The organism is Nocardia sp. No.11, assembly GCF_038752175.1.
GTDB classification, from domain to species: Bacteria; Actinomycetota; Actinomycetes; order Mycobacteriales; family Mycobacteriaceae; genus Nocardia; species Nocardia canadensis.
In genome coordinates, this window is record NZ_JBCGFB010000147.1 from 1 (window position 1) to 13,466 (window position 13,466).

A 13,466-nucleotide genomic window follows, 5' to 3' on the forward strand; every position below is an offset into this window, starting at 1 on the left:
GCGCGGGTTGTACGCCGCAGGCGCCGTCGCCGGACGCGAGGTCGTGACGGGTGCCGCGGGCGCGACCGGTGGTCTGAGCGGCGCGTGGGCGCTGGCCTCGGGAACCTGGGCGGGGGAGGGCGCCGCCGCCTTCGCGGTGGCCAACGAACGGGCGACCAGCGCGCGTCCGGTCGAGGGCGCCGGTCTCGGCCTGCACGCCCACATCGATCCGCGCTCGGTGATCGGACTGGTCCAGGAGCACACCCTGCCGCTGCGGCGCAGCTACCGGCGCAGTGCGGGTAGCCTGGCCGACAGCATCGCCGAGCTGGACATCATGTGGCCGGGCGCGCAGTTCGAACTGGGCGGCATCGGCGCCGAACGGGTGCGGGCCAGGCAGGCGGCGGCGTTGCTCGCCGTCGCGCGCTGGGCCGGGTACAGCGCGCTGGTGCGGACCGAGAGCCGCGGCATCCACCGCCGCATCGACCACCCGCTGGCGGTGCCGGAGTGGCAGTCGCGATTGCGCTGTGGTGGGCTGGACGAGGTGTGGGTCCGCCGGGCCGTCGCCGACGATCCGCTCGACGGTCAGCTCACCGCGGGCCGTCCCGCCGCGGTGTGATTGTTCACCGCATGTTCCCCTTCAGCTGCGAGTTATCTCTAACGCCACGGCAATTCGGCGCGGCTACCCTCGATCCATGACGCGCGGCCGGGTGACACACGGAACCGGTTTGGCAACTGGTCGGCCGTGCTGGCAGAATGTTGCGGATTCCCTTCCCTTGCCACCGCCGGGTTCGGGAACCATGGCGGCCTTCCGCCCCGCGACGCACCGTCGCGGCCGAGGGTCGACCCGTTTGTCCGACCGGACCACCCGTCCGGCTCCGCTCGGCGGATCAGTGCCGCGCCACGCGTCCGGTTTTCTCCGGCATTCGCCCTGGCTGCGCACCCTATGAGCGTCATGCAATTCCGTAATCCCGATATACCCGGCGGTAACCGTCCCCCGGTTGAGTCCGACTCGAGCAGGAGTGAAATCGTGTCACCTGTGACTGACGCACCGAATGCCACCGCGGCGCCCAAGGCCGATGACGCAGCGAGCCTCGCTGCCATCACCCACGACGAGATCTTCGCGGGTCACCTCGGCGGCAAGCTGTCGGTCGAGCTCAGCTCCCCGCTCGAGACCCAGCGTGATCTGTCGATCGCCTACACCCCCGGCGTCGCCCAGGTCAGCCGGGCGATCGCGGAGGACGCGGCGCTCACCAAGACCTACACCTGGACCGACCGCCTCGTGGTCGTGGTCAGCGACGGCACCGCCGTGCTCGGCCTCGGCGACATCGGCCCGCGCGCTTCGCTGCCCGTGATGGAGGGCAAGGCCGCGCTGTTCAAGAAGTTCGCCGGCCTGAACTCGATCCCGCTGGTGCTCGACACCACCGATCCGGACGAGATCGTCCAGACGCTGATCCACCTGCGCCCGAGCTTCGGCGCGGTCAACCTCGAGGACATCTCGGCGCCGCGTTGCTTCGAGATCGAGCAGCGGGTCATCGAGGCGCTGGACTGCCCGGTCATGCACGACGACCAGCACGGCACCGCCATCGTGGTGCTGGCCGCCCTCAAGGGCGCGGCCGCGCAGCAGGGCCGCGACATGTCGGCGCTGAAGGTCGTGGTGTCCGGTGCCGGTGCGGCCGGTGTGGCCTGCGCCAACATCCTGCTCGCCGCCGGTGTGCCCGATGTGGTCGTGCTCGACTCCAAGGGCATCGTCAGCACCGGTCGCGACGGCCTCAACGGCGTCAAGGCCGAGCTGGCCGCCCGCAGCAACCCGCGCGGCCTGACCGGTGGCGCCGCGGAGGCCCTCGCCGGCGCCGACGTGTTCCTCGGTCTGTCCGCGGGCACGATCCCCGAGGAGCTCATCGCCTCGATGGCGCCGGAGTCGATCGTGTTCGCCATGTCGAACCCGGACCCGGAGATCCACCCCGAGGTGGCCGCCAAGTACGCCGCGATCGTGGCGACGGGCCGCAGCGACTTCCCGAACCAGATCAACAACGTGCTCGCCTTCCCCGGCGTGTTCAAGGGCGCGCTCGACGCCGGTGCCCGCCGGATCACCGAGGGCATGAAGGTCGCCGCCGCCGACGCCATCTTCGGTGTCGTCGCCGACGAGCTGGCCGTCGACCGGATCATCCCCAGCCCGCTGGACCCGCGCGTGGCTCCGGCCGTCGCCGAGGCCGTGGCCGAGGCCGCGCGCGCCGAGGGCGTCGCCTAGTATCCGCAGCGATATCGACCGAGAGCGCCCCGTTCCCCGGAACGGGGCGCTCTCGCGTTGTCTGGGATCATCGGGAGATGACCACCATCTCCGTGCAGCTCCCCGACGAGGTGCACGCCCAGCTCGCCGCGGCCGCCGATGCCGATGGACTGTCGATGAACGCGGCCGTGGTGACGGCGGTGCAGGAGTGGATCCAGTCGCGAGCCCAGCGGGTCCAGGAGCGCGCCCGGATGCAGCAGGTGCTGGCGGCCGATCCGCACTTGCGGGCACTGCTCGGCGACGACTGATCACCGCTGCGGCACAGCGGCGGTGCGGCCTCGCCGAGCAGGCGGACCCGCACCGATCGGCCGAACTACTCCGTGACCGGCGAGACGTCGGTGCCGACGATCGTCCCGCGCGCGAGTCGCCCGCTGCCCGGCGCGCTGGCCCAGACCGCCGCGGCCAGCAGTGCGTCGAGCACCAGCGCGAGCACCGCCACCAGCAGCGCGCCGACCAGGACCAGGTCGTAGCGATAGAGACCGATCCCGTCGAAGATGTAGCGGCCGAGCCCGCCCAGGTTGACGTAGGCGGCGATGGTCGCGGTGGCGACGACCTGCAGGGTCGCGGCCCGCAATCCGCCCAGGAGCACCGGCAGCGCGTTGGGCAGTTCGGCCCGGAACAGGATCTGGCGCTCGGTCATCCCCATCGCGCGCGAGGCGTCGACGACATCGGCGGGCACGTTCGCGATGCCCGCGTAGGCGCCCGCCAGCAGCGGCGGGATACCAACGGTGATCAGCGCCAGCAGCGGCGGGATCAGCCCGAGCCCGAGCAGCAGCACCAGGAAGGTGAGCAGGCCCAGCGTCGGCAGCGCCCGCATGGCGTTGGCGAAGCCGACCAGTAGCGCGCTGCCCCGCCGGGTGTGCCCGATGACCAGACCCAGCGGCACCGCGATCACCGCCGACAGCGCGACCGCGAGGAAGCTGTACCAGAGATGTTGCAGCAGACGGGTGTCGATCCCGGCCGACCCGCCCCAGTTGGCGCCGTCGGTCAGGTACTGCCAGGCGTCGACGAACAGATTCACGCGCGTGCCCCTGTCCGGTCGACGCGCGTGTCGGCGCGGGTCCACGGGGTCGCGAGCTTGCCGAGCAGGAACACCAGCCGGTCGAAGACCAGCGCCAGCACCAGCGTGACGATGATGCCCGCCACGATCTGATCCGGATAGTCGCGCTGGTAGCCCTGGGTGAACAGCTTGCCGAGCCCGCCCACCCCGATCAGCGCGCCCACCGATACCATCGCGATATTGGTGACCACCACGACGCGCAGCGTGGAGACGAATACCGGCAGCGCCAGCGGCATGTCGACGGTGAGGGTCCGGCGCAGCCGGCCGAACCCGATCGCGTCGGCGGCGTCGAGCACCGCGGCGGGCACCGTGTCCAGGGCGGTCGGCACCGCGATCAGCAGCAGCGCCGTGGAATACACGGTGAGCGCGATGATCACATTGAGCGGATCGATGGCCGAGATCCCGACCAGCGGCGGAATGATCACGAACAGCGCCAGCGAGGGAATCGTGTAGGCCAGGCTCGACACCGTCGTGGTGATCTTCCTGGCCCAGCCGGTGCCCCGGATCAGCGCGCCGACCGGGATCGCGATGAGCAGGCCGAGCAGCAGCGGCACCAGCGCGAGCACCAGATGGGTGCGGGTGATCGCCATGACCTCGGCGAAGTTGTCGATCAGGTACCTCACGAGACGTCCTGGTCGAAGAACTCCCGGTTTCGTTCGGCGTCCTCGAAGCCGCGCTGCTCGGCGAGCTGGGTGAGCACATCGGTGGCCAGCAGGCCGCCGCGGACCGCGCCGGCGTCGTCGACGGCCACCCCGATGCCCGAGGGCGAGGAGATCGCCGCGTCCAGCGCCTGGCGCAGGTCACCGTCCGGCGTGAACAGCGAGCCGCCCGCGGACACGCTGGCGGCCAACGGTTTTCCGGCGCGGACCGCTTCCGCGCCGGTCACGTCCACCCAGCCGCCCGGCTTGCCGTCGGCGTCGACCACCAGCGCCCACTCGCCGCGCGCCAGCCGCAACCCGGCGACCCCGTCGGCCTCGACGGTCCGGATCGGCGCCAGCGTCACGGCCTCGGCGGTGCGGAACGACAACGCGCGATAGCCGCGATCACGTCCGACGAACCCGGCGACGAAGTCGGTGGCGGGCTGGGCCAGGACCCGCTCGGGCGCGTCGAACTGCTGCAGCACCCCGCCGCGCCCGAACACCGCGATCTTGTCGCCGAGGGTGATCGCCTCGTCGATGTCGTGGGTGACGAACACGATCGTCTTGTGCAGTTCGGCCTGCAACCGCTGCATCTCGACTTGCAGTTCCGCCCGCACCACCGGGTCGACGGCGCTGAACGGCTCGTCCATCAGCAGCACCGGCGGGTCGGCCGCCAGCGCCCGCGCCACCCCCACGCGCTGCTGCTGACCACCGGAGAGCTGGGCCGGATACCGGTCGGCCAGCGCGCGATCCAGGCCGACCCGGTCGAGGACGTCCAGCGCCGCGGCCCGCGCGGTCTTGCGGGAGGCGCCGAGCAGCATCGGCACGGTCGCCACATTGTCGATCACCTTGCGGTTGGGCAGCAGGCCACCGCTCTGGATCACGTAGCCGATGCCGAGGCGCAGCTTCACCGGATCGACCGTGGCGATGTCGCGGCCGTCGATGCTGATGGCGCCCGCGCTCGGCGTCACCATCCGGTTGATCATCCGCATCGAGGTCGTCTTGCCGCAGCCGGACGGACCGACGAAGACGGTGAACGAGCCCGATTCGATCCGCAGATTGAGGTCGCGAACCGCCTGCGTCCCGTCCGGATAGGTTTTGTCGATACCGCGGAATTCGATGTCGGACAACGGATTCTCCTAGTGGACGCGCGCCTAGCCGATCGGGGAGTTGAGTCCCTGCGCGGTGATCCAGGCGAGCGCGGCGGCCTTCGGTTCGATCTTGGCATCGCCCGAGACGGCGGTGTTGAGCGAGATCAGTTCGGTGGTGGTGAGTTTCGCCGATACGGCATCGAGTACGGCCACCGCCTTGTCGGTCTTCTTGGCGGCGTTGAACAGCGGCACCACATTCTGGGCCGCGAAGTTGCTCTTCGGATCGGCCAGCACGACCAGGTTGTTCTGGGCGATGGCCGGCGAGGTGGTGAAGATATCGGCCGCGGTGATCTGGCCGTCGACCAGCGCGCGCACCGTCGCCGGACCGCCGCCGTCGGCGATCGGCACGAAATTCGCGTCGCTGATGTCGAGCCCGTAGTTCTTCTTCAGACCGGGCAGCCCGCCGGGGCGCTGCGCGAATTCGGCGGGCGCGCCGAATTTCACCTCGGCCGAATGCGGCGCGAGGTCGGCGATGCTCTGCAGGTTCCACCGATCGGCGGTCGCGCGGGTGACGACCACGGCATCGGAATCCTGCCCCGGGGCCGGCGTCGCGATGGCCAGGTCGCTGCCCAGCGCTGTGGTCAGGGCCGCGTTCACGTCGGCCGCGGAGGTGGCGGTGGCGTTCTTGTCCAGATACTGCAGCAGGTTGCCGGTGTATTCCGGGATCAGCGAGATCGCGCACTGGCGTAAGGCGGGGATGTAGGCCTCGCGGCTGCCGATGTTGAACTTGGTGTCGACCTTGAAACCGTTGATCCGCAGGACCTCGGTGTAGATGTTGGCGACGGTCTCGGACTCGGGGAAATTGGCCGAACCGATGATCAGCGCGTCGCTGGCGCAATCGCCCTTGGCGGCCAGTGGGTCGGAGTTGCCGCAGGCGGAGACGATCATGGCGGCGGCCAGCGCGACTGCGGCTGCCAGCACCCGGCCCGCCCGGACCGCGAGGCGGCGTGCCGGTCGACGTTGTCCGTGCGAAGAGGAGGCGAACGCGGTTTTCACTGGTGTCCTTCCGGCAAAGGCGGGCAGTGCGCTGTGCATGCGACCCGGGGGCCGCAGGTACATTCTGGTAGTTCATACTGCCCGCGTCGCGCCGAATTGCGTGGGTTGACCGCAAATACAGGAAGTTGGTGTCGCCGGATGGTGTCGGGAGCGGTGCGCCGGAAGCTGGCTGCGCTACTGGTCACCACCTGGGCTTTCGCCACCGTTTCGTGTGGGGCCGACGAGCCGCGGAACGTGGTCGCGGTGGGTGCGGATTCCTCGGCGGAATCGTTGGTGCTCGCCCAGATCTATGCCCAGGCGCTGGCCCGCACCGGCACCCCGACCGCCGTCGTCCGCGACTCGGCGAATCCGCAAGCCGACCTCGACGCGGGCCGGATCGCGGTCCTGCCCGCCCGCGACGGCGCGCTGCTCGACCGCTGGAACCCGGCCGCCCCCGCCCGCACCCCCGAGGACGTCGTGGCCGCCGTCAACGCCGCGCTCCCGCAGGGCCTGTCGGCCTCCGACGCCGCCGACGGCACCGACCTGCGCTCCCGCCTCCTGGTCACCGAGGAGTTCGCCGCCCGCGACACCGTCCGCACGCTGGCTGCCCTGACCCCGCGCTGCGCCGACCTCACCGCCGGTTACACCGAACTTCCCGGTTTCCCCCGCACCACCCCGGCCCCCGCCACGATCGCCGACTGCGCCTTCGCCACGACCAGGCACTACCCGGACCCGCAAGCGCTCGGAAAAGCCCTGCGCGACGGCGAGATCCAGGTGGGCATCGTCAACGGCCCGCCCGCCGACGCCGCGGCGGGTCTGGTCGTCCTGGACGACCCGAAATACGCCCTGCGGGCCCAGAACATCCTGGCTCTCTACCGCTCCGGCCACTTCGACCGCGTCCAGCTGAAGAAACTCAACTACGTGGCGGGCGAACTGACCACCGAGGGGCTCACCGACCTCGTCCGCCAGGTTCGGACGGGCACCGACCCGGCCATCGCCGCCCGCGCCTGGCTCGACGCCCACGGTCTCTAGCCACTGTCACCCGTCGGTTCTGTTGGTCGACCCCGGCCGCAGCACCCGGCGTCGGGGCAGCGCGGGCCCCTAGAGGTCGGCCACGCAGAAGACGCGGGGGATCGGGATGCCACCGGGGGTGTAGGTGAACGACGAGGTCGCGCCCGCGACGTTGGCGCACTGGGCGGAGCTCGCGGCGACCTTCAGGATGCGGTACTTCGCGTCACGGCCGCCGCAGTCGGCGATCTCGAGGTTCGGGGTGATCGTGGTCGAGCGCAGGCAGTCACCGGCTTCGGCGTTCTCCAGCGAACGCGTGGTGTCGACCTCCTTGTGCGCCAGGCAGAAGATCAGGTCGGGGCCGAGCTTGGGCATCGTGCTGGTGCCGACCGTTTTCAGCTCCCAGGTGTAGGTCACCTCGGTGCCGGTCACGCTGTCGCAGGCGAAGTTCGCCAGGCCGCCCTCCTGGCGGTCGAGCACCTTGTACACCGCCGCCGGGTCGGTGCACGGCAGCTTGCGTGCCCGGTCCGAGGACTCGGTGACACAGTCGCCCTGCTGCGCGGCATTGACCGCCTGCGCGGGGTCGGCGCCCTTGTCTCCCAGGCAGATCTGCGTCGAGTCCTCGTAGTACGTGTAGGTCACCCCGGCGACGTTCTTGCACGAGTACTCCCCGCTCCCGAGCTTCTTCAACACCACGAAGCTCGCCTCGGGCGCGGCACACCCCACCTCGGTGAAGTCCTCCCCGTCCTGCCGCACGCACTCGCCCTGCTCGACGGAATTCGTCGCCTGCTCGATCACCGAACACCCGCTGACCACCAGCGCGATCCCCGTCAGGACAGCAAAAACCCAGTACCGCACGATAATTTCCTCCCCCGCATCCCCCGGATGCCTTCCGAATCCGCAGTATTCAACCACGCCGAACCGACACCCCCGAACCGAGCAACAGCGCGTCGGGGTGCCCTGACTCCCAGCTATCCGGTGGTCGACGAGAACACCCGCGCGAGGTCAGGGCACCAGCTGGGGATTCAACGTCACCGCGGCCGCGCCGATGCCCGCGCCGACGAGGCCGCCGATTCCGGCAGCCGGCAAACCGGCGATGCCCGCCCCGATGGCGGCGCCGACCGCCACCCCCAGGGCGGCGCCGACGGCGATGGACGGCGCCGCGATCACCGCCTCCGCGGCCAGGCCGGCGAGGAAGATCGGCACGTCGATGAGGCAGCCGGTGGTGACACAGCCGACCATCGAGCTGATGAGCACACCCGCGGCGACGGTGCCGATGCCGATCAGGAATCCGGCTCCGGCACCGATGACACCGCCGACGACAGCGCCGGGCACGGCGCCGACGATCGCGGCGGGAATACCGGCCGCCGCGGCACCGACTCCGGCGCCGACCAGCGCTCCGGTGCCCACCTTGCCGGGATCGGCGAGCGGCGCGTCGATGGACATGAGCGCTTCGGCCGGAGTCGCGACGGGCCGGAACGAGACCTGGCGGTCATCGACCCGGACCACGTGCTGGTCGTCGACGGTGACGGTGTGGCCGTCGATCGTCATCGTCCGATCGTCGACGAACGTGATGGCGTGCCCGTCGTAGCTCGTAGCGCGTTCGGCGCTCGAGACCACCGGTGCGACCGGAGCCGCCGAGGCGATATCCGCACCGGTCACCGCGATCGCCACCGGCAGCGCGCACAGGACGAGCGCTCGGCTGAACCTTCTGGTGGCATGGCGACGAGTCATGGTCCCCCCCTAATTCTTTCGATCGAATTTCTCTGAGACGGGACGATTCAACATCAACGGAATTCGGAAATTCAAAATTTGTGATGCTGCGAACCCTGGATGCCCTTCGAGAGGTGGATCACATCGTGCGCTCCGATGGGTGAACGCTGAGCCTCAGCGTGCCGGGGTGACCCGGAGGTCGACCTTGCTGCCGAAAGTTGCGTCCTCGATGGGAACCTCGTCGCTCCTGGATGAACTTCTGGATCAACGCGGTCGCCCGGGTCGGACACCACTGTGCTGAAAAGTTCGCTTGTCAGTCTCTGTTCCGCTCCGTATATTCCTACTGGAATATTTGGTGTGGAACACGGACCTGCGCGCGGGCGCGGGAGTGGAGGTGGGAGCGGTGGGGCAGCCGGGTCGCAACGCGATGACACCGTTGGCCATCGCGGTCCTCGCACTGCTGGACGAACGGCCCATGCATCCCTACGAGATGTATCAAGTGCTGATGGCTCGGCGGGAGGACCTGCTGGTCAAGGTACGTCCGGGTTCGCTGTATCACGTGGTCGCCCGGCTGGCGGCCGACGAACTGGTGCGCGCCGAAGGCACCGAGCGCGAGGGCAATCGGCCCGAACGGACCACCTACCGGATCACCGACATCGGCCGCGACACGCTGCGCGGACGCATCACCGATCTCCTGCGCACCCCGGTGCAGGAGTTCCCGATCTTCCGGGTCGCGCTCGCCGAGGCGCACACCCTGCCGAGCGAGCGGGTCGTCACCCTGCTGCGCGAGCGGGCCGGGCATCTGGGCGAGGCGCTGGCCGATGTCGACGCCATGATCGGCTGGGCCCGCGCCCACGACACCCCGCGCCGGTACTGGTTCGTCCTGGAGTACATCCAGGCGACCATCCAGGCGGAACTGACCTGGATCGAGGGGTTCGCCGCCGACGTCGACGGTGGCCTCGTCGAGTGGGAGAAATTCGATCCCGAGACCGGCGAACGCCGCACCGACGACGCCGTGTCCCCGCACGAATGGCCGCCGGGGGATCACCCCGACGCCGCGCCACGACCCCGGTGGGCGGCCGGCGCCGCCCGCGACTGATATCCCGAGCTCATCTTCCGATAGGAACGAATTCGATGACCACCCAACGTAATCCGTGGCTAGCGCTGTTCGCGCTGGTGGTCGGGTTCTTCATGATCCTGCTGGACATGACGATCGTCGCGGTCGCCAACCCGGCGATCATGACGGACCTGAGCACCGATATCTCCAATGTCATCTGGGTGACCAGTGCCTACCTGCTCACCTACGCGGTGCCGCTGCTGGTCACCGGCCGCCTCGGTGACAAGTACGGTCCCAAGAACATCTACCTGATCGGCCTGGCGATCTTCACCGGCGCCTCGCTGTGGTGCGGCCTGTCCGGTTCCATCGGCATGCTGATCGCCGCGCGCGCCGCGCAGGGCATCGGCGCCGCGCTGATGACCCCGCAGACGATGGCCGTCATCACCCGCACCTTCGCACCGGACAAGCGCGGTGCCGCGATGGGCCTGTGGGGCGGCGTCGCCGGGCTCGCGACGCTGGTCGGGCCGATCCTGGGCGGCGTGCTCGTCGACAACCTGGGCTGGGAGTGGATCTTCTTCGTCAACGTCCCGGTCGGCATCATCGCGTTCGGTCTGGCCGTGTGGCTGGTGCCCGCGCTGCCGACCAGCGACCACCGGTTCGACGTCGTCGGCGTCGTGCTCAGCGGTATCGGCATGACGGCGCTGGTCTTCGGTATCCAGGAGGGCAACACGCAGGACTGGTCGCTGCGGATCTGGCTGCTGATCGGGTTCGGCGTGCTCATGCTGATCGCGTTCGTGATCAACCAGGCCCGTAACCGGGGCGAGCCGCTGGTGCCGATGAGCCTGTTCCGCGACCGCAACTTCTCGCTGTCGAACCTGGCCATCGCCGCGATGGGCGCCGCGGTCACCTCGATGATGGTGCCCTCGTACTTCTATCTGCAGGCGGTGCGCGAGATGTCGCCGACCGTCTCGGCGCTGGTGTTCGCGCCGATGGCGATCGTCACCGGATTCGCCGCGCCGTTCGTCGGCAAGTTCTCCGACCGGCTGCCGCCGCGACTGGTGCCGACGATCGGGTTCACCCTGTTCGCCGGGTCGACCTTCGCCTTCGCCGCGCTGATGACGCCGGATTCGCAGATCATCTGGTTCCTGCTCGCCGCGGCCGTCGCCGGTCTGGCCAATGCCTGCATCTGGGCGCCGTTGGCCTCCACGGCCACGCACAACCTGCCGGTCACCCAGGCCGGTGCGGGCGCCGGTGTCTACAACACCACCCGCCAGGTCGGCTCGGTGCTCGGTAGCGCCGCGATCAGCGCGTTGATCGCGGCTCGCCTGACCGCCAACGGTCTCGGCGGTGGCGGTCCGGTCGGCGAGGGCGCGGCCACCGGCCCGCTCCCGCCGCAGATCCTCGACGAGTTCAGCACTTCGCTGGCCCAGTCGATGCTGTTGCCCGCCGCCATCCTGATCATCGGTGTGATCGCCTCGGCCCTGTTCGTCAGCCACGGTGCGTCGGGGGCCGCCCCCAAGCCCGAGCTGGCGAAGGCCGACGCCGGCGCCTGAATCGTTCGACCGCTGCCCGTCTCGCCCCGCACGAGCCGGGCAGCACTCGTTTTCCACCGCGGCGCGGCGCGTCGGCGGCCGACCCGGGCCGGTCAGCGCGCGGTCGGTGGCCGTGGCCGACTTCCGGCGGCGGCGCGCCGGTGACCAGGGGTGTTGGTGCGCCGCCAGGGTGGGTAGTCTGCCCGGAATGACAGCACGTTCTCTTTCGCGATTCGTGTCTGCAGCACTCCTGGCAGCCGCGATTCCGCTGGTAACGCCCATCCACTCCGCGTCCGCGGCGTCGTGTTCCGACATCGAGGTGGTCTTCGCTCGCGGCACCGCCGAGCCCGGTGGCGAGCTCGGGATCACCGGCGCGTCCTTCGTCGAAGCGATCCGCCTGAACTCCGGGGGTCGTTCGGTCGGCGCCTACGGGGTCGACTACCCCGCGAGCAGCGACTTCGCCGACCGGCTCGCCTTCGCGCGCACCGTGGTGCGTGGCATCAACGACGCCCAGCGACGGGTCGAGTACGTCGCCGCCAACTGCCCGGCCGCGCGGATCGTGCTCGGCGGGTACTCCCAGGGTGCGGCGGTGGCCGGGTTCGCCACCGGCACCGGGGTGCCCGAGGGTGTCCCGGCGGAGTACCGGTCCTACCTGCCCGCGCCGTTGGCGCCCGAGGTAGCCGAGCATGTCGCCGCGGTCGCGCTGTTCGGCAAACCGTCGGATCGGTTCCTGGCCGACGCGGGCGCGCCCGCCCTGGTGATCGGCGCGCCCTACACGGGCAAGACCATCGACCTGTGCATCGATGCGGACAACATCTGCGACGGGTCCCCGCTCGGCCAGCCCAATGCCCTGCACACCCTCTACAGCGTCAACGGAATGACCCTCACCGCGGCACAATTCGCGGCGCAGCGGTTCTAGGAACGGAGCGTAAAGGCCGGTCGCGCGGGCGCGACCGGCCTTTCGCTGTCAGGCGACCTGGAGCGTGAGGGTGGGATAGCCGGTCGCGCCGTCCGGGATGACGTCGCGCTGGACCGCGGTCTGCGGCGCCCCGGTGTCGTCGATGGCGCGGGCGCGGATGGTGTGCTGACCGGCGGTGGCATCCCAGTCGAAGACCCACTGGCGCCAGGTGTCGATCGAGACCTCGGTCGAGAGCCGGGCGGGCCGCCAGTCGCCGTTGTCGATCTGCACCTCGACGCCGGTGATGCCGCGATGCTGCGCCCAGGCGACGCCGGCGATGGTGGTGCGGCCTTGCGGAATCCGGCCGCGGCCCCGCGGGGTGTCGATCCTGGTGCCGGTCTTGATCGGGCCCCGGGCCGACCAGCCGCGCCGGGTCCAATAGGCGCTGGCCTGGTCGAAGCGGGTCACCTCCAGTTCGGTGACCCACTTGGTGGCCGAGACGTAGCCGTAGAGGCCGGGCACCACCAGCCGCGCCGGATAGCCGTGCTGGATCGGCAGCGCAGCGCCGTTCATCCCGATCGCCAGCAGCGCGTCGCGGCCGTCGGTGAGCGCGGCCAGCGGACTGCCCGCTGTCCAGCCGTCCTTGCTGTGGGACAGCACCATGTCGGCGTCGGGCCGCGGGCCCGCCTCGGCGAGCAGTTCGTCGAGCCGGTAGCCGAGCCAGCGGGCATTGCCGATCAGATCGCCGTTGATCGGGTTGGACACGCAGGCCAGCGTCACCACGTATTCCACCGGGGTCCGGCGCGCGAGATCGTCCCAGGTGAGCACGATTTCGCGATCCACCATGCCGTGGATGCGCAGTGACCAATCGGCGGTGGACACCTGGGGAACGATCAGCGCGGTATCGATGCGGTAGAACTCGTCGGCGGGGGTGAGATACGGCGTGAGGCCGGGAACTCGCAGGTCGGCGTCGGCGGGCAGCTCCGGCAACGGCGTTGCGGGACCGGGCAATTCGACGGTGGCCCGCTCCGCCGACACGTCACCGCGCGCACCACCGAGCAGTCGTCCCGCGAGTCCGGCCCCGAGCGCCAGCACGCCGGTCGCGGCGATCCCGCCGAGCACCCGCCGCCGCCCGGCGGACACCGTCGCGCGCGACTCGTCGGCCCTG

Annotated in this window: 13 protein-coding genes and 1 pseudogene; 7 read left to right on the forward strand and 7 right to left on the reverse strand. The window is 70.1% G+C overall.

Annotated features, from left to right (window positions below; translation table 11 throughout):
• The 3 genes and pseudogenes from V8688_RS28155 to V8688_RS28165 form a co-directional block, all read left to right on the forward strand.
• A pseudogene (locus V8688_RS28155) lies at positions 1-595 on the forward strand (pyridine nucleotide-disulfide oxidoreductase); the annotation flags it as partial.
• Between the two features lie 483 nt (positions 596-1,078).
• Entirely contained in the window at positions 1,079-2,227 is a 1,149-nt protein-coding gene (locus V8688_RS28160; RefSeq protein ID WP_218719966.1) for an NADP-dependent malic enzyme, read from the forward strand.
• Between the two features lie 77 nt (positions 2,228-2,304).
• Positions 2,305-2,514, forward strand: coding sequence for a toxin-antitoxin system HicB family antitoxin (locus V8688_RS28165; protein ID WP_218719913.1), 210 nt, complete (start codon positions 2,305-2,307; stop codon positions 2,512-2,514).
• Between the two features lie 65 nt (positions 2,515-2,579).
• Here the strand turns inward: V8688_RS28165 and V8688_RS28170 are convergent, their stop codons facing one another.
• The 4 genes from V8688_RS28170 to V8688_RS28185 are packed head-to-tail and all read right to left on the reverse strand — an operon-like array spanning position 2,580 to position 6,003.
• On the reverse strand, positions 2,580-3,287 hold the full coding sequence (locus V8688_RS28170; RefSeq protein WP_218719914.1) for an ABC transporter permease: 708 nt from the start codon (positions 3,285-3,287) through the stop codon (positions 2,580-2,582).
• Positions 3,284-3,949 carry an ABC transporter permease gene (locus V8688_RS28175; RefSeq protein ID WP_308248572.1) on the reverse strand — a complete coding sequence of 222 codons (666 nt, stop codon included), beginning with the start codon at positions 3,947-3,949 and terminating at the stop codon, positions 3,284-3,286. Before V8688_RS28175 ends, V8688_RS28170 begins: the two co-directional genes overlap by 4 nt.
• Entirely contained in the window at positions 3,946-5,094 is a 1,149-nt protein-coding gene (locus V8688_RS28180) for an ATP-binding cassette domain-containing protein (protein ID WP_342802062.1), read from the reverse strand. Before V8688_RS28180 ends, V8688_RS28175 begins: the two co-directional genes overlap by 4 nt.
• Before the next feature lie 24 nt (positions 5,095-5,118).
• Positions 5,119-6,003: an ABC transporter substrate-binding protein gene (locus tag V8688_RS28185; RefSeq protein ID WP_342802067.1), complete on the reverse strand. Its 885-nt coding sequence runs from the start codon at positions 6,001-6,003 to the stop codon at positions 5,119-5,121.
• Positions 6,004-6,249: 246 nt separating this feature from the next.
• Between V8688_RS28185 and V8688_RS28190 the strand changes: the two genes are divergently transcribed.
• Entirely contained in the window at positions 6,250-7,122 is an 873-nt protein-coding gene (locus tag V8688_RS28190; protein ID WP_342802063.1) for a glycine betaine ABC transporter substrate-binding protein, read from the forward strand.
• Between the two features lie 69 nt (positions 7,123-7,191).
• Here V8688_RS28190 and V8688_RS28195 read toward each other — a convergent pair whose 3' ends face one another.
• Both V8688_RS28195 and V8688_RS28200 read right to left on the reverse strand, forming a co-directional pair.
• Entirely contained in the window at positions 7,192-7,956 is a 765-nt protein-coding gene (locus V8688_RS28195; RefSeq protein ID WP_342802064.1) for a hypothetical protein, read from the reverse strand.
• Between the two features lie 147 nt (positions 7,957-8,103).
• Positions 8,104-8,832 carry a hypothetical protein gene (locus tag V8688_RS28200; protein ID WP_255588196.1) on the reverse strand — a complete coding sequence of 243 codons (729 nt, stop codon included), beginning with the start codon at positions 8,830-8,832 and terminating at the stop codon, positions 8,104-8,106.
• Positions 8,833-9,166: 334 nt separating this feature from the next.
• On the opposite strand from V8688_RS28200, the gene V8688_RS28205 reads away from it, so the two are divergent.
• The 3 genes from V8688_RS28205 to V8688_RS28215 all read left to right on the forward strand — a co-directional run bounded on the left by V8688_RS28205 (position 9,167) and on the right by V8688_RS28215 (position 12,319).
• On the forward strand, positions 9,167-9,910 hold the full coding sequence (locus tag V8688_RS28205) for a helix-turn-helix transcriptional regulator (RefSeq protein ID WP_342802065.1): 744 nt from the start codon (positions 9,167-9,169) through the stop codon (positions 9,908-9,910).
• Between the two features lie 35 nt (positions 9,911-9,945).
• Entirely contained in the window at positions 9,946-11,421 is a 1,476-nt protein-coding gene (locus V8688_RS28210) for a DHA2 family efflux MFS transporter permease subunit (protein ID WP_218719919.1), read from the forward strand.
• 214 nt (positions 11,422-11,635) lie between these two features.
• Entirely contained in the window at positions 11,636-12,319 is a 684-nt protein-coding gene (locus tag V8688_RS28215; protein ID WP_316575938.1) for a cutinase family protein, read from the forward strand.
• A gap of 48 nt (positions 12,320-12,367) precedes the next feature.
• Here the strand turns inward: V8688_RS28215 and V8688_RS28220 are convergent.
• On the reverse strand, positions 12,368-13,466 hold a 1,099-nt coding region (locus tag V8688_RS28220), incomplete at its 5' end, for a molybdopterin-dependent oxidoreductase (RefSeq protein WP_342802066.1).

Bases quoted from the DNA above. Each gene is read 5' to 3' on its own strand.
- V8688_RS28210 (WP_218719919.1), top strand. From the start codon at position 9,946: ATGACCACCCAACGTAATCCGTGGCTAGCGCTGTTCGCGCTGGTGGTC.
- V8688_RS28200 (WP_255588196.1), bottom strand. From the start codon at position 8,832: ATGACTCGTCGCCATGCCACCAGAAGGTTCAGCCGAGCGCTCGTCCTG.
- V8688_RS28190 (WP_342802063.1), top strand. From the start codon at position 6,250: ATGGTGTCGGGAGCGGTGCGCCGGAAGCTGGCTGCGCTACTGGTCACC.
- V8688_RS28185 (WP_342802067.1), bottom strand. From the start codon at position 6,003: ATGATCGTCTCCGCCTGCGGCAACTCCGACCCACTGGCCGCCAAGGGC.
- V8688_RS28165 (WP_218719913.1), top strand. From the start codon at position 2,305: ATGACCACCATCTCCGTGCAGCTCCCCGACGAGGTGCACGCCCAGCTC.